The sequence below is a fragment of the Citrobacter sp. Cu096 genome (assembly GCF_030332285.1).
Taxonomy (GTDB): domain Bacteria; phylum Pseudomonadota; class Gammaproteobacteria; order Enterobacterales; family Enterobacteriaceae; genus Citrobacter; species Citrobacter meridianamericanus.
This window is the reverse complement of record NZ_JAOWID010000018.1, coordinates 137,451-156,448: the sequence shown is the minus strand read 5'-3', so window position 1 is coordinate 156,448 and position 18,998 is coordinate 137,451. Positions and strand designations below refer to the sequence as shown.

Genomic DNA, 18,998 nt, shown 5'->3' with positions numbered 1-18,998 from the left:
TCTCGCCATCGCATACTCTCTTTGATGGACATTGCCTATACTCCAGGCAGGATAAATGGAGGAAATCTCAATGAGCGCACCCCTGCTAATTGCCCGCACGCCGGACACAGAACTGTTTTTGCTGCCAGGCATGGCCAACCGTCACGGGCTGATTACCGGCGCGACCGGGACCGGCAAAACCGTCACCCTACAAAAACTGGCCGAATCGCTCTCCGGGATTGGCGTACCGGTATTTATGGCTGATGTGAAAGGCGACTTAACCGGCGTGGCCGAGGAAGGACAAACCTCTGAAAAGCTGCTCGCCCGCCTGAAAAACATCGGTATTACCGACTGGCAACCGCATGCTAATCCGGTCACGGTGTGGGATATCTTCGGTGAGAAAGGCCACCCGGTGCGAGCCACGGTATCTGACCTCGGGCCGCTGCTGCTGGCCCGTCTGCTGAACCTCAACGACGTGCAGTCTGGCGTGCTGGATATTATCTTCCGCATTGCCGACGACCAGGGCCTGCTGCTTCTCGATTTCAAAGACCTGCGGGCCATCACTCAGTACATCGGCGATAACGCCAAATCCTTCCAGAATCAGTACGGCAATATCAGCAGCGCTTCGGTCGGGGCTATCCAGCGCGGACTGCTGTCGCTGGAGCAGCAGGGTGCGGCGCACTTCTTTGGCGAACCGATGCTGGATATCAAAGACTGGATGCGTACCGACGCCAACGGCAAAGGGATGATCAACATCCTCAGCGCCGAGAAGCTCTATCAGATGCCCAAACTGTACGCCGCCAGCCTGCTGTGGATGCTCTCCGAACTGTACGAACAGCTGCCGGAAGCAGGCGATCTGGAGAAGCCCAAACTGGTGTTCTTCTTTGATGAAGCGCATCTGCTGTTCAACGACGCTCCGCAGGTGCTGCTGGATAAAATCGAACAAGTCATACGCCTGATCCGCTCGAAAGGGGTCGGCGTGTGGTTCGTCTCACAAAACCCGGCCGATATTCCGGACAACGTGCTCGGCCAGTTGGGTAACCGCGTGCAGCACGCCCTGCGCGCGTTCACGCCAAAAGATCAGAAAGCGGTGAAAAGCGCGGCGCAAACCATGCGCGCCAACCCGGCGTTTGATACCGAGAAAGCCATTCAGGAGCTGGGTACCGGCGAAGCACTGGTGTCGTTTCTGGACGCCAAAGGCAGCCCGTCGGTGGTGGAGCGGGCGATGGTAATTGCCCCGTGTTCCCGCATGGGACCGGTGACCGACGACGAGCGCAACGGGCTGATCAATCACTCCTCGCTGTACGGCAAATATGAGGAAGAGATCGACCGCGAATCCGCCTATGAGCGTTTACAGCAAGGCGTGCAAGCCAGCACCGAGCAGCAAAATACGCCTCCCGCCAACGGTAAAGCGGTCGAGGTTGACGACGGTATTCTCGCTGGATTGAAGGATATTTTGTTTGGCAGTACCGGACCGCGCGGCGGCAAGCGCGATGGCGTGGTACAGAGCGTGGCGAAAAGCGCGGCGCGACAGGTCACTAATCAGATAATCCGTGGCATGTTGGGCAGTTTGATGGGTGGGAGAAAACGCTAACAGGAAGCTCCCCTCCCGCACAGCGGGAGGGGTAGATATTACGATTTACGCAGCATCAGCCACAGGCTTATCAGGAAGAAGCTGGCGCTTGGCAGCAGCGCGCCAATAATCGGCGGAATGCCGTACACCAGCGTCAGCGGGCCAAAGATTTGGTCCAGCACATAAAATACAAAACCGAAGCTAATCCCCGTCACTACACGCACACCCATCGGGACGCTACGCAGTGGGCCGAAGATAAACGACAGCGCCATCAGCATCATGACCGCCACCGACAGCGGCTGGAACACTTTGCTCCACATATTGAGCTGGTAGCGTCCGGCATCCTGGCCGCTCGACTTCAGGTACTTCACGTAATTATGCAGACCACTAATCGACAACGCGTCAGGATCCAACGCCACGACACCGAGCTTGTCAGGCGTCAGGTTGGTTTTCCAGGTGCCGCTCACTGTCTGCGAACCGGTGATTTGTTTCGGGTCGGTCAGGTTGGACTCATCCACCTGCGACAAACGCCAGACCTTTTGCTCCGGGTCAAACGTCGCGCTGGCAGCATAGCGAACAGACTGCAAACGACGTTTGTCGTTAAAGGCGTAGATGCTGATTCCACCTAGCTCAGCGTCACCTTTCACCCGCTCGATGTAAACAAAGTTGTCCCCGTCTTTCGCCCACAACCCCTGCTGGGTAGAGAGCAGCGAGCCGCCGTACATCTGCTGGGCACGGTAGTTACGCGCCATCTGTTCACCCTGCGGCGCAACCCATTCGCCGATGGCCATCGTCAGCAGCACCAGCGGAATCGCGGTTTTCATCACCGATAACGCCACTTGCATACGGGTAAAGCCGGAAGCCTGCATCACCACCAGTTCACTGCGCTGGGCCAACATGCCCAGCCCCAACAAAGCCCCCAGCAGCGCCGCCATCGGGAAGAAGATCTGGATATCTTTCGGCGCGCTGAGCAGGGTATACAGCCCGGCACCCATCGCATCGTAGCTCCCCTGCCCGGCTTTTTTCAGCTGGTCGACAAACTTGATGATCCCGGAGAGCGACACCAGCATGAACAATGTCATCATGATGGTGGTGAAAATGGTTTTACCGATATAGCGGTCAAGTACACCAAAGGGCTGCATTATACCGCTCCTTTACGCATAAAACGGGCACGTAAGCGGCGCATCGGCACCGTATCCCAGAGGTTGAGCACAATCGCCAGTGCCAGATAAGCCAGGTTAACCACCCACATCCAGAACACAGGATCCAGCTTACCTTTGCCACCGTTCGACTTCAGCGACGTCTGCACCAGGAAGAACAGCAAATAGAGCAGCATGGCTGGCAGCATGGACAGTACACGCCCCTGACGCGGGTTTACCACACTCAGCGGAACGACCATCAGTGCCATCATAAATACGGTGAATACTAACGTGATACGCCAGGTCAGCTCCGCGCGGGCGCGATCGGTGTCGGTCGCCAACAGCGTACGCATGGTCATCTGTTCGGTATCGTTTGGATCCAGCGCCACGGCCTGATGACCGATAATCGCCTGATAATCCTGGAAGTCGGTAATGCGGAAATCGCGCAGCAGCGCGGTCCCTTCAAAGCGCGTCCCCTGGTTTAGGGTTACGACCTGGGAGCCATCGCGCATCTGCGTAAGATGTCCGGAATCAGCCACCACCACCGAAGGACGGGCGTTACCTTTCGGGCGGATTTGCGCGAGGAACACATCTTTGAAGTTACTGCCGTCGACGCTTTCGATAAACAGTACCGAACCGCCGTTAGTCGCCTGCTGGAATTGCCCCTGAGCGAGCGCCGCCATACCGGGGTTGGCTTTCGCCTCCGCCAGTACTTCATCCTGATGCCGGGAGGACCACGGTCCGGCCCACATCACGTTGACCGCCGCAATAATACTGGTAAACAACGCCAGTACCATCGCTGCTTTAATAAGCACAGTCTTGCTCAGCCCACAGGCATGCATGACCGTAATTTCACTTTCGGTATACAGTTTGCCCAGCGTCATCAGCAGCCCGAGGAACAGGCTTAAGGGCAAGATAAGTTGCGCCATTTCTGGCACGCCCAGCCCCAGCAGCGAGAGCACCAGATTCGCCGGGATGTCGCCGTCAACAGCCGCACCAAGGATCCTGACTAACTTTTGACAAAAGAAGATCAAAAGCAGGATGAATAGGATCGCAAGTTGGCTTTTGAGCGTTTCCCGAACCAGATATCTTATGATTATCACTTTAAATACGCCCGTAAAAACCCGTCTTTTGCCGGAATTTAGCTTGTTTCATGGCTTAAACGTCATTTATTCTCTTGAGTCGTCGAAATCGTCGCTAAGATCATTATACTCAACGGATCCACCTCTCAGAAATTGTTCTGACGTGCCAATGCCGTAATAACGTTAAGATTAACACGAAGTCACCGCAACAGCGGGTATGAGTTACGAAAGCTTGCAATTCTATCCGTAGCCACCGCTGTTGTCTTTAAGATTCAGGAGCGTAGTGCATGGAGTTCAGTGTAAAAAGCGGTAGCCCGGAGAAACAGCGGAGTGCGTGCATCGTCGTGGGTGTCTTTGAACCACGCCGCCTCTCTCCGATTGCAGAGCAGCTCGACAAGATCAGCGACGGGTACATCAGCGCACTGCTGCGTCGTGGCGAACTGGAAGGCAAACCGGGTCAAACCCTGTTGCTGCACCATGTTCCTAACGTTCTGTCTGAGCGAATTCTCCTTATTGGTTGTGGCAAAGAGCGTGAACTTGATGAGCGCCAGTACAAGCAGGTCATTCAGAAAACCATCAATACGCTGAATGATACTGGCTCAATGGAAGCCGTCTGCTTCCTGACTGAGCTGCACGTCAAAGGGCGCAATAACTACTGGAAAGTACGTCAGGCCGTTGAGACGGCCCAGGAAACGCTGTACAGCTTTGACCAGTTGAAGACCAACAAAAGCGAGCCGCGTCGTCCGCTGCGTAAAATGGTCTTCAACGTACCGACCCGCCGTGAGCTGACCAGCGGTGAGCGAGCTATCCAGCACGGTCTGGCGATCGCCGCGGGTATTAAAGCGGCGAAAGATCTCGGCAACATGCCGCCAAATATTTGTAACGCTGCCTATCTGGCTTCTCAGGCGCGTCAGCTGGCAGACAGTTACAGCAAAAATGTGGTGACCCGTGTGATCGGCGAGCAGCAGATGAAAGAGCTGGGTATGCACTCTTATCTGGCCGTCGGTCACGGCTCGCAGAACGAGTCGCTGATGTCGGTCATCGAGTACAAAGGCAACCCGTCCGAAGACGCGCGTCCGATTGTGCTGGTCGGGAAAGGGTTAACCTTCGACTCCGGCGGTATCTCCATCAAACCTGCTGAAGGCATGGATGAGATGAAGTACGACATGTGCGGCGCGGCGGCAGTGTATGGGGTGATGCGTATGGTGGCCGAGCTTCAACTGCCCATCAACGTCGTCGGCGTACTGGCTGGCTGCGAAAACATGCCGGGTGGCCGCGCGTATCGCCCAGGCGATGTGCTGACCACTATGTCCGGGCAGACCGTTGAAGTGCTCAATACCGATGCCGAAGGCCGTCTGGTGCTGTGCGACGTGCTAACCTACGTCGAGCGCTTTGAGCCGGAAGCGGTGATTGACGTCGCAACCCTGACCGGCGCGTGCGTGATTGCGCTGGGCCATCACATTACCGGCCTGATGTCGAACCACAACCCGCTGGCGCATGAGCTGATCGGCGCGTCCGAGCAGGCTGGCGATCGCGCATGGCGTCTGCCGCTGGGTGATGAGTTCCAGGAACAGCTGGAGTCCAACTTTGCGGATATGGCGAACATTGGCGGACGTCCTGGCGGAGCCATTACCGCAGGCTGCTTCCTGTCGCGCTTTACCCGTAAGTACAACTGGGCGCACCTGGACATCGCCGGCACCGCATGGCGTTCCGGGAAAGCCAAAGGCGCTACTGGTCGTCCGGTGGCGCTGCTGTCGCAGTTCCTGCTCAATCGCGCCGGGTTTAACGGCGAAGAGTAATGTGTAAATGCTGGATGGCGCTACGTTTATCCGGCCTACAAAGCAACACGTTGTAGGCCTGATAAGACGCGCAAGCGTCGCCATCAGGCGATAAGGCCGGGTCACCCGGCCTTGTATTTAAATTCACCACAAGAAGCCCCATATATGAAGAATGCGACGTTCTATCTTCTGGATAATGACACTACCGTTGATGGCTTAAGCGCCGTTGAACAACTGGTGTGTGAAATTGCCGCAGAACGTTGGCGGGCTGGCAAGCGCGTGCTGATCGCCTGCGAAAACGAAAAGCAGGCTCTTCGACTGGATGAAGCTCTGTGGGCAAGACCGGCAGAAAGCTTTGTTCCGCATAATCTGGCGGGTGAAGGCCCCAGAGGCGGCGCCCCGGTAGAGATTGCCTGGCCAGAAAAACGCAACAGCAGCCCACGTGACCTGCTCATCAGTTTGCGCGTTGGCTTTGCAGATTTTGCCACCGCTTTCACAGAAGTGATAGACTTCGTCCCTTACGAAGATTCTTTGAAACAATCGGCACGTGATCGCTACAAAGCTTACCGCGTGGCTGGTTTTAACCTGAATACGGCAACCTGGAAATAATGGAAAAGACATACAACCCACAAGATATCGAACAGCCGCTTTACGAGCACTGGGAAAAGCAGGGCTATTTCAAACCTAACGGCGATGAAAGCAAAGAGTCCTTCTGCATCATGATCCCGCCGCCGAACGTCACCGGCAGTTTGCATATGGGTCATGCTTTCCAGCAAACCATCATGGATACCATGATTCGCTACCAGCGCATGCAGGGTAAAAACACTCTGTGGCAGGCCGGTACCGACCACGCGGGTATCGCCACCCAAATGGTGGTTGAGCGTAAGATTGCCGCTGAAGAAGGTAAAACCCGTCACGACTACGGTCGCGATGCCTTCATCGACAAAATCTGGCAGTGGAAAGCGGAATCCGGCGGCACCATTACCCGTCAGATGCGCCGTCTCGGCAACTCCGTTGACTGGGAGCGCGAGCGCTTCACCATGGACGAAGGTCTTTCCAATGCCGTGAAAGAAGTCTTTGTTCGCCTGTACAAAGAAGACCTGATTTACCGTGGCAAGCGCTTGGTAAACTGGGATCCGAAACTGCGCACTGCTATCTCTGATCTGGAAGTGGAAAACCGCGAGTCTAAAGGCTCGATGTGGCACATCCGCTATCCACTGGCCGACGGCGCGAAAACCGCAGACGGTAAAGATTACCTGGTCGTGGCGACTACCCGTCCGGAAACCATTCTGGGCGATACCGGCGTGGCCGTGAACCCGGAAGATCCGCGTTATAAAGATCTGATCGGCAAATTCCTGATCCTGCCGCTGGTTAACCGCCGCATTCCGATCGTCGGTGACGAACACGCCGACATGGAAAAAGGCACCGGCTGCGTGAAGATCACCCCGGCACACGATTTCAACGACTACGAAGTCGGGAAACGTCACGGCCTGCCGATGATCAACATTCTGACCTTTGACGGCGACATCCGCGAAACGGCGGAAGTGTACGATACCAAAGGCGAAGAGTCTGACGTTTACTCCAGTGAAATCCCGGCTGAATTCCAGAAGCTGGAACGCTTTGCTGCACGTAAAGCGATCGTTGCAACCATCGACGCGCTGGGCCTGCTGGAAGAGATCAAACCTCACGATCTGACCGTACCTTACGGCGACCGTGGCGGCGTGGTTATCGAACCGATGCTGACCGACCAGTGGTACGTCCGTGCCGATGTGCTGGCGAAACCGGCGGTAGAAGCGGTAGAGAACGGCGACATTCAGTTCGTACCGAAGCAGTACGAAAACATGTACTTCTCCTGGATGCGCGATATTCAGGACTGGTGTATCTCCCGTCAGCTGTGGTGGGGTCACCGTATCCCGGCATGGTACGACGAGGCGGGTAACGTCTACGTTGGCCGTACCGAAGACGAAGTGCGTCAGGAAAACAACCTCGGCGCCGACGTTGCGCTGCGTCAGGACGAAGACGTTCTCGACACCTGGTTCTCCTCCGCGCTGTGGACCTTCTCTACCCTGGGCTGGCCGGAAAATACCGACGCGCTGCGTCAGTTCCACCCAACCAGCGTGATGGTTTCCGGCTTCGACATCATCTTCTTCTGGATTGCCCGCATGATCATGATGACCATGCATTTCATCAAAGATGAAAACGGCAAGCCGCAGGTTCCGTTCCATACCGTCTACATGACCGGTCTGATCCGTGACGACGAAGGCCAGAAGATGTCCAAATCCAAGGGCAACGTAATTGACCCGCTGGATATGGTCGACGGTATCTCCCTGCCGGAGCTGCTGGAAAAACGTACCGGCAACATGATGCAGCCGCAGCTGGCCGAGAAGATCGCCAAACGTACCGAGAAGCAGTTCCCGAACGGCATCGAGCCGCACGGCACCGACGCCCTGCGCTTTACCCTGGCCGCACTCGCCTCCACCGGTCGCGATATCAACTGGGATATGAAGCGTCTGGAAGGTTACCGTAACTTCTGTAACAAGCTGTGGAACGCCAGCCGCTTCGTGCTGATGAACACTGAAGATCAGGATTGCGGCTTTAACGGCGGCGAAATGACCCTGTCGCTGGCGGACCGCTGGATCCTGGCTGAATTCAACCAGACCGTTAAAGCGTACCGCGAAGCGCTGGATAACTTCCGCTTCGATATCGCCGCGGGCATCCTGTACGAATTCACCTGGAACCAGTTCTGCGACTGGTATCTGGAGCTGACCAAGCCGGTAATGACCGGAGGAACTGATGCTGAACTGCGCGGCACCCGTAATACGCTGGTCACCGTGCTGGAAGGTCTGCTGCGCCTGGCGCACCCGATTATTCCGTTCATCACCGAGACCATCTGGCAGCGCGTGAAAGTAATTTGTGGCAACACCGCAGATACCATCATGCTGCAGCCGTTCCCGGAATATAACGCCGCACAGGTTGATGAAGCGGCGCTGGCCGATACCGAATGGCTGAAGCAGGCGATCGTTGCCGTACGTAACATCCGCGCGGAAATGAACATTGCCCCGGGTAAACCGCTGGAGCTGTTGCTGCGTGGTTGCAGCGCGGATGCGATGCGTCGTGTGAACGACAACAAGAGCTTCCTGCTGAACCTGGCGCGTCTGGAAAGCATCACCGTGCTACCTGCCGATGACAAAGGTCCGGTCTCCGTGACCAAAATCATCGACGGTGCCGAGCTGCTGATCCCGATGGCGGGTCTCATCAACAAAGATGATGAACTGGCGCGTCTGGCAAAAGAAGTGGCGAAAATTGAAGGTGAGATTGCCCGTATCGAAGGCAAACTGTCCAACGAAGGTTTCGTTGCTCGCGCTCCGGAAGCGGTGATCGCCAAAGAACGTGAGAAGCTGGACGGTTACGCAGAAGCCAAAGCGAAGCTAATTGAGCAGCAGGCGGTTATCGCCGCGCTGTAAAATTGTTTGCAGGATAAGCGTAGCGTATCCGGCACCGCAGACGATAAAAGCCTCTGACGCACCCGCTCAGAGGCTTTTTCTTGAATTATCCTCGCTTGCACTTCCCCTCACCGCAGTGTTATTAACTGCATATGTCTCACTTTTATGTCATGAGTTCGCTATGAGTGTTATCACACCTGTCTCAACGACGCTGCGCCGCATTACCGCCGACGACAACGCCGCTATTGCCCACGTTATCCGTCAGGTTTCCGCCGAATACGGCCTGACCGCCGATAAAGGCTATACCGTTGCCGATCCCAATCTGGACGAGCTGTTTCAGGTTTACAGCCAGCCGGGCGCAGCCTACTGGGTGGTTGAGCAAAATGGTGAAGTCGTGGGCGGCGGCGGCGTTGCGCCATTAGGGTGTAGCGAACCGGACATTTGCGAACTGCAAAAGATGTACTTCCTCCCAAGCGCACGCGGTCAGGGGCTGGCGAAAAAGCTGGCGCTGATGGCGCTTGACCATGCCCGCGAGCAGGGTTTTAAGCAGTGTTATCTTGAAACGACGGCATTTCTGACCGAGGCTATCCGCCTGTATGAACATTTAGGGTTTAAGCATATCAGCGAAGCGCTCGGCTGTACCGGACATGTAGATTGTGAAGTGCGGATGTTAAAGCCCCTCTGACCTCACGCCGAGGGGCTCTGGTTACGTTACTGCATTTCGGCTGAGAGCATCAGCCGAATAACGCCGGCCGCGCGCGCGGTTGGCAGCTTCAGCACCTGTGACCATAAATCTTGCACCATTTCACAGACGACTTTCTCTTTGCCCACGCCTTTACTCGGATCGGCCATGATTTGGATATCCGGTCCAAAGCGCTGTACCAGACCCGGGCTGATGGATTGCAGATCCTGAAGCGCCAGCTGTTTTTCTTCTGCCGTGACCGTATGTTTTTTTGGGCCATGTGAGGCATACATCATGCTCATATCACTCGCCATACGACGATCCATGATCTCACGCGGAATAATACGCACTGGGTTAATCCCACCTTTCACCGCCGGGAACAAAAAGCGAAAACATTCGTCATTGCCCACTTTTGCCACCGCGGAAATCTGCTCGAGATTAATCTTCATATACTCGATCACATTGGCATCAGGCGCCTGCTGCAAACGCGCCATCTGTACCTGCAGGATCTGCGGCTGAATAGCGTCGATAATCTGTTGCTCGCTTTTCCCCGCCTCTTTCAGCTGCGTTGCCTGGGTGAGGATGTTCTGCCACAGCGCAGGCTCCTGCTCCTTAAGCACCTGATAAACGGGCATGGACAGCATCGCGTTTTCAAATTTCTGCGCATCCGTCAGCCCATAATTCGGGCTTTCCCGCGGGATCAGGTAGTGCACATCAAACAGATTCCACGCGACAATTGCCACCACAAAAACCACCGCGCCGGAGAGCTTGCCCAGCCAGCCTTTTTTGCGAAACATGCCGACGACGATAGCAATCACCGCCCCGATATACCCCGCCAACAATACGTGTGTCCAGTTCATTAACCATCCTTATGCCAAATCGTCTCTGTTCTGGGGATATATTTCCCCTTCGCGCGTTTTGATTATTACGGCAGCAGTGAGCGATTGCCAGCCACCAGATTTTGTTAACAGCAACAGGAAGGGTTAAATCGCGCGGCAATGTCTGCCGCGCGTCAGAGAAGGAGGCTAAGCGGGCACCCCGCTGTGAAAACGGAATTCATCGTCGGGAGAGGTAATCAACGCGGCTTCTACTTCGCCAAAGAACTGTATCCGGCTACTGATATCGTCAGCAGAAACCTGCTGCGCCAGCGCCAGATAATCCTGATAGTGCCGCGCTTCAGAACGCAGCAGTGACAGATAAAATGACTGTAAATCGTCATCCAGATACGGCGCCAGCGCGGCGAACCGTTCACAAGAACGTGCTTCAATGTAAGCCCCGCAAATCAGCTTATCGATTAGCGTTAATGGCTCGTGGGTTCGCACCTCTTTGAGCATGCCTTTGGCATAACGGCTGGCGGTGATTTTGACGTAGGGAATATTGCGGCTCATCATCATCTCACGCACCTGCCAGAAGTGGTGAAGTTCTTCTTTGATCAGCAAAACCATGCTGTCGATAAGCTTGCGTCCCCACGGGTCGTCAGTTTGCGGCATCACACTTTTGCTAATCTGTTTATTCAGTGCGATAAAATCCGGTTCATCCCCATCCCTGAAAGCATACGCCTCATAGGGTTTCAGCCAGTCCAGCAGCGCCTGCGATCCCTGTTTATCTGCGACATACTTACGCACCAGCAGCATAGCCGTTTGCGCCGCTTTCAGCTCGCAGACGAGGTGATCGGTCAGTAACAGAGGGAGATTCGCCGGGTCTCGCGCTTTATCAAGCCAGGCCTGGGGCGTTTTACAGTGCAGGAAGTTGTGGATCGGGGAGAGTATTTGCAGGTAATCCATACGTTGTCCTTGGCCTACGGCAGCATACGCCACCGTAGGTCAGCAGATGACTTAGTGACGCACGCCGTCATCATCTTCGTCGACGAGGTCTTCATCGTCGCCGTCTTCACCTTCTTCGCCGTTTGGGTCTTCGAAATAGGTGCCCCAACCGTCGTATTCCACATCATATTTTTCAGCCAGGTTCATCAGTTGCTCAACCTGAGCGTCGATCAACTCGGCATTCAGAGCACATTCGCTCAGGATGTCACAGCAAATAACCGTGTCACCTTCTTCCACTTCCAGCTCTTCCGGCTCGGTCACTTCATAGCCCAGCTTGAAAGCTTCTACTGCCGCTTTTTCCAGGGTTTCAAAGTCATCCGCAGAAAGGTGATGCTCGATGGTGTACAGCGCGTCTGGATCGCTGCCATCTTCGAGTAACTCTTCAATAATCAAGCGCGTTTCTTCACGCTGTTCTTCCAGTAGTTCCGGGTGTGCCATGGCTCGTTCCTCATAATGTCCTGCCGATACTCTTATTGTCACATACCGCTGTCATTGCCTCCACCTTTCCAGGAAAGATTTGTTAAACAAGGTTGCAAATGAATAAACATCCATATAAATTGAATTTTAATTCAATAAATGGCCTAAGCCATGTGAGGGAACTATGTCTACCTTTTATCAGAAACATTTTTTGAAACTGCTTGATTTCACCTCTGCTGAACTGACGTCACTGCTCCAGCTCGCCGCGCAGCTCAAGGCGGATAAAAAAAACGGCACAGAGGTCGCTAAACTCACCGGTAAAAACATCGCGCTCATCTTCGAAAAAGACTCAACCCGTACCCGTTGCTCTTTCGAAGTTGCCGCATACGATCAGGGCGCGCGCGTAACGTATCTCGGGCCAAGCGGCAGCCAGATTGGGCATAAAGAGTCGATCAAAGACACCGCCCGCGTGCTCGGTCGTATGTACGACGGTATTCAGTATCGGGGGCATGGCCAGGAAATTGTCGAGACGCTTGCGGAATACGCCGGAGTTCCGGTATGGAACGGATTAACTAACGAATTTCACCCTACCCAGTTGCTGGCAGATTTGCTCACGATGCAGGAACACCTGCCAGGTAAAGCGCTCAATGAAATGACGCTGGTTTATGCAGGCGATGCACGTAACAATATGGGTAACTCCATGCTGGAAGCCGCCGCGTTAACCGGGCTGGATCTGCGCCTGGTCGCGCCGCGAGCCTGCTGGCCGGAAGAAAGCCTGGTTGCGGAGTGCAAAGCGCTGGCACAGAAAAACGGCGGCAATATTACGCTGACCGAAGATATCGCCGCGGGCGTGAAAGGTGCGGACTTTATCTATACCGACGTCTGGGTATCAATGGGCGAAGCGAAAGAGAAATGGGCCGAACGTATTGCGCTGCTGCGTAAGTATCAGGTTAATAGCGCAATGATGGCGTTGACTGGTAATCCGCAGGTGAAATTCCTGCACTGCCTGCCGGCGTTCCATGACGATCAAACCACACTTGGCAAACACATGGCGCAAGAGTACGGACTGCACGGCGGTATAGAAGTGACCGACGAGGTCTTTGAATCACCCGCCAGCATCGTATTTGATCAGGCAGAAAACCGGATGCACACCATCAAAGCGGTGATGGTCGCAACGCTCGCAAAATAATGATGTTTGTAGGCCGGGTAAGGCTCCGCCACACCCGGCAATCTGCGCCGTTGTGCCTGATAGCGCTACGCTCATCAGGCCTGGCGTCCGTCACTTAACCAACAGCTTAACTACGGCTTTACGTACCAGCGCGGGAGCGCCGACCGCGCATAGCGGTTTATGCACTTCACCCGGATAAAACACCACGAAGTCACCCTCATTCAACACCACCGTTTTCTCCTGTACGCCTTCCGCCACGAAGGCGATGTCTTTATCCGTCAGCCAGTCAGTTTCCGGCGCGCCCGCAGGCTGCGTGCTGAAAGTCATACCTTCCTGACCTTTGAGTAGGATCTGAATATCCAGATACCGGGCGTGATACTCGGCGCGGCGCTGTGCGAACGGCTCCGTCATATCTTCAGCAATCAGATAAAACAAACGATCGCCGTCGATATCATGCTTGCCCTTTTCCGTCGCATCCGTCACATGCGCTTTAATATGCTCAATCGCCTGGCGCAACTCTTCCGGCAGCCAGGCATCCAGGTTGTAAATATTGCCGACAATCATCTCAAACCCCTTAATTAAAACAACGTTTCATTTTACTTGTTATACGAAAAAACGACCTGCCATACCACTGCTATTTACCGATAATTTGCGTCAACGCATGTTTATCGCTGATGGTGTTAAAATATCGTTAACTTGCCACAACTGCTTATGCATAAACACTGCATAACTTCCACCTCGTCATTTTCGAGGAGTTTACTAACATATTGTTATAAAATGTTTTTTTATAAAAACCAGTCTTTCATCACAGTTCACTCCCTTCTCTTTATCTTTGTGCAGTGACATATTTATTTGGTAATCAACACCAGCGTGCAAATAATAAAATCACAGGTTCGCATAAATATGTATACCATAATAAAAAATACACTAAAATCAGCACCTTATTGAATTGCTTTATTTTTAAATAAGTACAAAAAATTAACATGAATAAATAACAAGACATATTCATGCGTAGTAATTCAGTTACTCTTATTTTTATTTTTTAAATTCTCAGAGCCATCTCATAAATTAAACAACAAAAGCCAACCATCAACCTGACTGTGAAATAAATCACGTTTCTCTACCAAATAAGATCTAAATATAGACTCCGAAATCAGCTGAAAAATCATGACTGCAATAAATATTATTTGCAGGCACCTCCTCTTTATTTTTTAAAATCGTATTAAAGGAATAATGATGGAAAAGCATTATGTCGGGTCTGAAATCGGTCAATTACGTAGCGTAATGCTACATCGCCCTAATCTCAGTTTAAAAAGGCTGACGCCATCTAATTGCCAGGAACTGCTTTTTGATGATGTTCTTTCGGTAGAACGTGCAGGAGAAGAGCATGACATTTTCGCCAACACGTTACGTCAGCAAGGGATTGAGGTTCTGCTACTCACTGATTTATTGACACAAACCTTAGATATCCCAGATGCCAAAGGCTGGCTACTGGAGACACAAATCTCTGATTATCGCCTTGGCCCCGCTTTCGCTGCTGATATTCGCGCATGGCTTGCAGATATGCAGCACCGGGAGCTCGCCCGGCATTTAAGCGGTGGGCTGACCTACGGGGAAATTCCTGCCTCAATAAAAAATATGGTGGTCGATACACACGATATTAATGACTTTATTATGAAGCCATTACCAAACCACTTATTTACTCGCGATACCTCCTGCTGGATATATAACGGTGTATCCATTAACCCGATGGCAAAAACCGCACGCCAGCGGGAAACCAATAACCTGCGAGCAATTTACCGTTGGCATCCACAATTTGCCGATGGTGAATTTATTAAATATTTCGGCGATGAAAATATTAATTATGACCACGCCACTTTAGAAGGTGGCGATGTGCTGGTCATTGGTCGCGGCGCGGTACTCATCGGTATGTCGGAACGTACCACGCCGCAGGGTATTGAGTTCCTTGCCCAGTCGCTGTTCAGGCATCGCCAGGCTGAACGCGTCATCGCGGTCGAATTGCCGAAACATCGCTCTTGTATGCACCTCGATACCGTCATGACCCACATCGATATCGATACCTTTTCCGTCTATCCGGAAGTAGTGCGCCCGGATGTCCAGTGCTGGACCCTGACGCCAGACGGGCGCGGCGGCCTGAAACGTACCCAGGAAAGTACGCTGGTACACGCCCTCGAAAAAGCGCTGGGTCTCGACCAAATAACGCTTATCACCACCGGGGGTGACGCCTTCGAAGCTGAACGCGAACAGTGGAACGACGCCAACAACGTCCTGACGCTGCGCCCCGGCGTGGTGGTGGGCTACGAGCGCAACATCTGGACCAACGAGAAATACGACAAAGCCGGTATCACCGTTTTACCCATTCCTGGCGACGAACTGGGACGCGGGCGCGGCGGTGCGCGCTGCATGAGTTGCCCGCTGGAACGCGACGGTATTTAAGGAGACGTTATGGAAAACAAACCTACCCTGGTTGTGGCGTTGGGCGGCAATGCGCTGCTCAAACGCGGAGAGCCGCTGGAAGCTGACATCCAGCGCAAGAACATTGAGCTGGCAGCAAGAACTATCGCTCAACTCACGCAGCAATGGCGTGTGATTCTGGTGCACGGCAATGGCCCACAGGTTGGACTTTTGGCGTTGCAAAACAGCGCTTATGACCGTGTCACCCCTTATCCGCTCGACATTCTCGGCGCGGAAAGTCAGGGAATGATTGGCTATATGCTGCAACAAGCGCTGAAAAACCAACTGCCACAACGTGAAATTAGCGTCCTGCTGACTCAGGTTGAAGTCGATGCCCACGATCTGGCTTTCAGCAATCCGACCAAATATATCGGACCGATTTACGACGATGCACAGGCTAAAACGCTACACGCGGAAAAGGGCTGGATTTTCAAAGCCGATGGCAAAACATTCCGTCGCGTTGTGCCCTCTCCACAGCCCAAACGCATCGTTGAAAGCGACGCCATTCGCACACTGATCGCCCGCGATCATCTGGTGATTTGCAACGGCGGCGGCGGCGTACCGGTGGTGGAAAAAGCCGATGGCTTCCACGGCATTGAAGCGGTGATCGACAAGGATCTCTCCGCCGCCCTGCTCGCCCGCCAACTCCATGCCGATGCGTTGTTGATCCTCACTGATGCCGACGCCGTATATCTCGACTGGGGCAAACCTACCCAGCGCCCGCTGGCCCAGGTGACGCCGGAACTGCTCGGTGAAATGCAATTCGACGCCGGTTCAATGGGCCCTAAAGTCACCGCCTGCGCGGAATTTGTCTCTCACTGCCACGGAATTGCAGGCATCGGCTCACTGGCCGACGGCCCGGCCATTCTCGCCGGTGACAAAGGCACCTTGATTCGCCTGGAAGCCGCCAACGCATAACCCAACATTAAGGATATTTTCATGACTGTTAACCTGAAAAATCGCAATTTTCTCAAACTGCTGGACTACACCCCAACGGAAATCCAGTACCTGATCGATCTGGCTATCGAGTTAAAAACGGCAAAAAAAGCCGGGCGCGAAAGGCAAACGCTGGTCGGTAAAAATATTGCGCTGATCTTCGAAAAAACCTCAACGCGCACCCGCTGCGCCTTTGAAGTCGGTGCTTTCGATCAGGGCGCACAGGTGACCTACCTCGGTCCAAGCGGCTCGCAGATCGGTCATAAAGAGTCGATGAAAGATACCGCTCGCGTGCTGGGTCGCATGTATGACGGCATCGAATACCGCGGCTACGGCCAGGAGATCGTTGAAGAATTGGGTGAATTTGCTGGCGTGCCGGTCTGGAACGGGCTGACGAATGAATTCCACCCTACGCAGATCCTTGCCGATCTGATGACCATGCTTGAACACGCGCCAGGGAAAACCTTACCCGAACTGAGCTTCGCTTATCTTGGTGACGCTCGCAACAACATGGGCAATTCACTGATGGTCGGCGCGGCGAAAATGGGGATGGATATTCGTCTGGTCGCGCCAAAGTCCTTTTGGCCGGACGAGGCGCTGGTTGCCGAATGCCGCGAAATCGCCAGCGTAACAGGCGCACGCATTACGCTCACGGACGATGTTGCGGAAGGGGTATACGACGTAGATTTTCTCTACACCGATGTCTGGGTTTCGATGGGCGAACCTAAAGAAGCGTGGGCAGAACGCGTCAGCCTGATGACGCCTTATCAAATTAACCAGCAGGTCATCAATGCGACCGGCAATCCTAACGTGAAATTCATGCACTGCCTGCCCGCTTTCCATAATGAGCACACCAAGGTGGGCCGTGAAATCGAAGCGGCTTACGGCCTGAAAGGGCTTGAAGTCACGGAAGAGGTATTTGAGTCAGCACATTCCATCGTCTTCGACGAAGCGGAAAACCGGATGCATACCATTAAAGCGGTCATGGTAGCGACACTCGGCGACTAACCCCTGCGGGCATGTGTCGCCTGGCGGCATATGCCCAAGCTATCCGGAGAACATCATGGGCAAATTCAAATTTCCCAGCGCGTATACCATCCTGTTTATTCTTATTGCGCTCGTCGCCGTTATGACCTGGATTGTCCCGGCAGGGAAATACCAGATGGCGATGAATGCTACCCTCGGCAAAGAAGTGCCGGTTGCCGGTACCTATGCCCCTACAGAGGCGCATCCGCAAGGCATAACCGCTGTCCTGCTGGCACCGATTGACGGGCTTTATAACCACGAAACCTACACCGCAGGCGCAATTGATGTTGCGCTGTTTGTCCTGATCATCGGTGGGTTTCTCGGCGTGGTAAACAAAACGGGCGCCATTGATGCCGGCATCGAACGCGTGACGGTCAGGCTGAACGGAAAAGAAGAGTGGATGATCCCCATTCTGATGGGGCTTTTCGCCGCCGGAGGCACGATTTACGGCATGGCGGAGGAATCACTCCCATTCTACACATTGCTGGTTCCGGTCATGATGGCCGCGCGCTTTGATCCACTGGTTGCTGCTGCGACCGTGCTACTCGGCGCAGGCATCGGCACGCTCGGTTCGACCATCAACCCTTTTGCGACGGTCATCGCCGCAAACGCCGCCGGGATCCCTTTCACGCAGGGAATGCTGATGCGCATTCTGCTGCTGGTCATCGGCTATGTTATCTGCGTGGTGTGGGTCATGCGTTATGCGCGCAAAGTCCGTAATCACCCGGAGTTGTCGATTGTGGCGGATAAAATGGAGGAAAACCGCGCCCATTTTCTCGGTAATCGCGGCAATGCTAACCTTGAATTCACGGCTACGCGTAAGTGGATCCTGCTGATATTCGCCGCCGCCTTTGCGGTAATGATTTATGGCGTCGCGGTACTCGGATGGTGGATGGCAGAAATATCCGCAGTCTTTCTGGCCTCAGCGATTATCGTCGGCGTGATTGCCCGTATGAGTGAAGAGGGCTTCACCAGCACATTCATTGACGGCGCGCGGGATCTGCTCGGCGTGGCGCTGATTATCGGTATTGCGCGCGGTATCGTCGTGGTGATGGATAACGGTATGATTACCCACACAATTCTGCACAGCGCCGAAAATTTAGTCTCCGGTCTGTCCACCACCATTTTTATCAATGTGACCTACTGGCTGGAAGTGTTGCTCTCCTTCCTGGTCCCTTCCTCGTCTGGCCTGGCGGTGCTCACGATGCCCATTATGGCCCCACTGGCCGACTTCGCCCATGTGCAAAGGGATTTGGTCGTCACCGCGTACCAATCCGCTTCCGGCATTGTGAATCTGATCACCCCTACTTCAGCCGTCGTGATGGGAGGGTTGGCCATCGCTCGCGTTCCTTATGTGCGCTACCTGAAATGGGTCGCCCCGCTGCTGCTGGTTCTGACGGTGCTGAACATGGTCGTCCTGAGTATCGGCGCGATGCTGTAGCCGTTTTGGCCGTCGGATCCCGACGGCTTTTTTGTG

18 protein-coding genes are annotated in these 18,998 nt (G+C 54.0%); 11 read left to right on the top strand and 7 right to left on the bottom strand.

What is annotated here, in order from left to right; translation table 11 throughout:
* Nucleotides 1-70 precede the first annotated feature (70 nt).
* A complete protein-coding gene (locus OGX99_RS02145; protein ID WP_286540872.1) occupies nucleotides 71-1,573 on the top strand; it encodes a helicase HerA-like C-terminal domain-containing protein in 1,503 nt (500 codons plus the stop codon).
* 38 nt (nucleotides 1,574-1,611) lie between these two features.
* Here the strand turns inward: OGX99_RS02145 and lptG are convergent, their stop codons facing one another.
* From lptG to OGX99_RS02130, 3 genes are all read right to left on the bottom strand, one after another.
* The gene (gene lptG / locus OGX99_RS02140) at nucleotides 1,612-2,694 is read right to left on the bottom strand and encodes an LPS export ABC transporter permease LptG (RefSeq protein ID WP_151217468.1); all 1,083 of its coding nucleotides are present in this window, start codon (nucleotides 2,692-2,694) and stop codon (nucleotides 1,612-1,614) included.
* Nucleotides 2,694-3,794, bottom strand: a complete 1,101-nt coding sequence (lptF, locus tag OGX99_RS02135; RefSeq protein ID WP_151217466.1) for an LPS export ABC transporter permease LptF — start codon at nucleotides 3,792-3,794, stop codon at nucleotides 2,694-2,696. Before lptF ends, lptG begins: the two co-directional genes overlap by 1 nt.
* Nucleotides 3,795-3,856: 62 nt before the next feature.
* Nucleotides 3,857-3,907, bottom strand: coding sequence for a hypothetical protein (locus tag OGX99_RS02130; RefSeq protein WP_212723231.1), 51 nt, complete (start codon nucleotides 3,905-3,907; stop codon nucleotides 3,857-3,859).
* 153 nt (nucleotides 3,908-4,060) lie between these two features.
* Here OGX99_RS02130 and pepA point away from each other — a divergent pair, with 153 nt between their 5' ends.
* The 4 genes from pepA (at nucleotide 4,061) to OGX99_RS02110 (ending at nucleotide 9,679) form a co-directional block, all read left to right on the top strand.
* Nucleotides 4,061-5,572, top strand: a complete 1,512-nt coding sequence (pepA, locus tag OGX99_RS02125) for a leucyl aminopeptidase (protein WP_005134172.1) — start codon at nucleotides 4,061-4,063, stop codon at nucleotides 5,570-5,572.
* Nucleotides 5,573-5,716: 144 nt separating this feature from the next.
* Entirely contained in the window at nucleotides 5,717-6,160 is a 444-nt protein-coding gene (holC, locus tag OGX99_RS02120) for a DNA polymerase III subunit chi (RefSeq protein ID WP_151217464.1), read from the top strand.
* Entirely contained in the window at nucleotides 6,160-9,015 is a 2,856-nt protein-coding gene (locus tag OGX99_RS02115; protein ID WP_151217462.1) for a valine--tRNA ligase, read from the top strand. Before holC ends, OGX99_RS02115 begins: the two co-directional genes overlap by 1 nt.
* A gap of 160 nt (nucleotides 9,016-9,175) precedes the next feature.
* Complete coding sequence (locus OGX99_RS02110) at nucleotides 9,176-9,679, top strand: GNAT family N-acetyltransferase (RefSeq protein WP_151217460.1); 504 nt, start codon at nucleotides 9,176-9,178, stop codon at nucleotides 9,677-9,679.
* Between the two features lie 26 nt (nucleotides 9,680-9,705).
* Here the strand turns inward: OGX99_RS02110 and OGX99_RS02105 are convergent, their stop codons facing one another.
* The 3 genes from OGX99_RS02105 to rraB form a co-directional block, all read right to left on the bottom strand.
* Nucleotides 9,706-10,536 carry a topoisomerase II gene (locus OGX99_RS02105; RefSeq protein ID WP_151224496.1) on the bottom strand — a complete coding sequence of 277 codons (831 nt, stop codon included), beginning with the start codon at nucleotides 10,534-10,536 and terminating at the stop codon, nucleotides 9,706-9,708.
* A 165-nt stretch (nucleotides 10,537-10,701) separates the two neighbouring features.
* Nucleotides 10,702-11,460: a tRNA isopentenyl-2-thiomethyl-A-37 hydroxylase MiaE gene (gene miaE / locus OGX99_RS02100; protein ID WP_286542437.1), complete on the bottom strand. Its 759-nt coding sequence runs from the start codon at nucleotides 11,458-11,460 to the stop codon at nucleotides 10,702-10,704.
* A gap of 51 nt (nucleotides 11,461-11,511) precedes the next feature.
* The gene (rraB, locus tag OGX99_RS02095) at nucleotides 11,512-11,937 is read right to left on the bottom strand and encodes a ribonuclease E inhibitor RraB (protein ID WP_286542434.1); all 426 of its coding nucleotides are present in this window, start codon (nucleotides 11,935-11,937) and stop codon (nucleotides 11,512-11,514) included.
* A gap of 98 nt (nucleotides 11,938-12,035) precedes the next feature.
* Between rraB and argL the strand changes: the two genes are divergently transcribed.
* On the top strand, nucleotides 12,036-12,131 hold the full coding sequence (gene argL, locus OGX99_RS23840; RefSeq protein ID WP_373276877.1) for a putative translational regulatory protein ArgL: 96 nt from the start codon (nucleotides 12,036-12,038) through the stop codon (nucleotides 12,129-12,131).
* Nucleotides 12,101-13,105 carry an ornithine carbamoyltransferase gene (gene argF, locus OGX99_RS02090; RefSeq protein WP_187259185.1) on the top strand — a complete coding sequence of 335 codons (1,005 nt, stop codon included), beginning with the start codon at nucleotides 12,101-12,103 and terminating at the stop codon, nucleotides 13,103-13,105. The genes argL and argF (OGX99_RS02090) overlap by 31 nt, the downstream gene beginning before the upstream one ends.
* 90 nt (nucleotides 13,106-13,195) lie before the next feature.
* On the opposite strand, the gene OGX99_RS02085 is transcribed toward argF (OGX99_RS02090), so the two are convergent.
* On the bottom strand, nucleotides 13,196-13,648 hold the full coding sequence (locus OGX99_RS02085) for a YhcH/YjgK/YiaL family protein (protein ID WP_151217454.1): 453 nt from the start codon (nucleotides 13,646-13,648) through the stop codon (nucleotides 13,196-13,198).
* Between the two features lie 672 nt (nucleotides 13,649-14,320).
* On the opposite strand from OGX99_RS02085, the gene arcA reads away from it, so the two are divergent.
* Genes arcA through OGX99_RS02065 form a run of 4 tightly spaced genes read left to right on the top strand, consistent with a single transcriptional unit; the run spans nucleotide 14,321 to nucleotide 18,962 of the window.
* Nucleotides 14,321-15,541: an arginine deiminase gene (gene arcA / locus OGX99_RS02080; protein ID WP_187253636.1), complete on the top strand. Its 1,221-nt coding sequence runs from the start codon at nucleotides 14,321-14,323 to the stop codon at nucleotides 15,539-15,541.
* Nucleotides 15,542-15,550: 9 nt separating this feature from the next.
* On the top strand, nucleotides 15,551-16,477 hold the full coding sequence (gene arcC / locus OGX99_RS02075; protein WP_210904378.1) for a carbamate kinase: 927 nt from the start codon (nucleotides 15,551-15,553) through the stop codon (nucleotides 16,475-16,477).
* 21 nt (nucleotides 16,478-16,498) lie between these two features.
* On the top strand, nucleotides 16,499-17,503 hold the full coding sequence (argF, locus tag OGX99_RS02070) for an ornithine carbamoyltransferase (RefSeq protein ID WP_151224494.1): 1,005 nt from the start codon (nucleotides 16,499-16,501) through the stop codon (nucleotides 17,501-17,503).
* A gap of 55 nt (nucleotides 17,504-17,558) precedes the next feature.
* Nucleotides 17,559-18,962 carry a YfcC family protein gene (locus tag OGX99_RS02065; RefSeq protein ID WP_187253635.1) on the top strand — a complete coding sequence of 468 codons (1,404 nt, stop codon included), beginning with the start codon at nucleotides 17,559-17,561 and terminating at the stop codon, nucleotides 18,960-18,962.
* The last annotated feature ends 36 nt before the right edge of the window (nucleotides 18,963-18,998 follow it).

What these genes read in the sequence shown, in the direction of transcription:
- argL (WP_373276877.1), top strand. Translation starts at nt 12,036, where the DNA reads ATGAATAAACATCCATATAAATTGAATTTTAATTCAATAAATGGCCTA.
- arcA (WP_187253636.1), top strand. Translation starts at nt 14,321, where the DNA reads ATGGAAAAGCATTATGTCGGGTCTGAAATCGGTCAATTACGTAGCGTA.
- arcC (WP_210904378.1), top strand. Translation starts at nt 15,551, where the DNA reads ATGGAAAACAAACCTACCCTGGTTGTGGCGTTGGGCGGCAATGCGCTG.
- pepA (WP_005134172.1), top strand. Translation starts at nt 4,061, where the DNA reads ATGGAGTTCAGTGTAAAAAGCGGTAGCCCGGAGAAACAGCGGAGTGCG.
- holC (WP_151217464.1), top strand. Translation starts at nt 5,717, where the DNA reads ATGAAGAATGCGACGTTCTATCTTCTGGATAATGACACTACCGTTGAT.
- lptG (WP_151217468.1), bottom strand. Translation starts at nt 2,694, where the DNA reads ATGCAGCCCTTTGGTGTACTTGACCGCTATATCGGTAAAACCATTTTC.
- OGX99_RS02110 (WP_151217460.1), top strand. Translation starts at nt 9,176, where the DNA reads ATGAGTGTTATCACACCTGTCTCAACGACGCTGCGCCGCATTACCGCC.
- rraB (WP_286542434.1), bottom strand. Translation starts at nt 11,937, where the DNA reads ATGGCACACCCGGAACTACTGGAAGAACAGCGTGAAGAAACGCGCTTG.
- OGX99_RS02085 (WP_151217454.1), bottom strand. Translation starts at nt 13,648, where the DNA reads ATGATTGTCGGCAATATTTACAACCTGGATGCCTGGCTGCCGGAAGAG.
- OGX99_RS02105 (WP_151224496.1), bottom strand. Translation starts at nt 10,536, where the DNA reads ATGAACTGGACACACGTATTGTTGGCGGGGTATATCGGGGCGGTGATT.
- argF (WP_151224494.1), top strand. Translation starts at nt 16,499, where the DNA reads ATGACTGTTAACCTGAAAAATCGCAATTTTCTCAAACTGCTGGACTAC.
- OGX99_RS02115 (WP_151217462.1), top strand. Translation starts at nt 6,160, where the DNA reads ATGGAAAAGACATACAACCCACAAGATATCGAACAGCCGCTTTACGAG.
- miaE (WP_286542437.1), bottom strand. Translation starts at nt 11,460, where the DNA reads ATGGATTACCTGCAAATACTCTCCCCGATCCACAACTTCCTGCACTGT.
- OGX99_RS02145 (WP_286540872.1), top strand. Translation starts at nt 71, where the DNA reads ATGAGCGCACCCCTGCTAATTGCCCGCACGCCGGACACAGAACTGTTT.
- argF (WP_187259185.1), top strand. Translation starts at nt 12,101, where the DNA reads ATGTCTACCTTTTATCAGAAACATTTTTTGAAACTGCTTGATTTCACC.
- OGX99_RS02065 (WP_187253635.1), top strand. Translation starts at nt 17,559, where the DNA reads ATGGGCAAATTCAAATTTCCCAGCGCGTATACCATCCTGTTTATTCTT.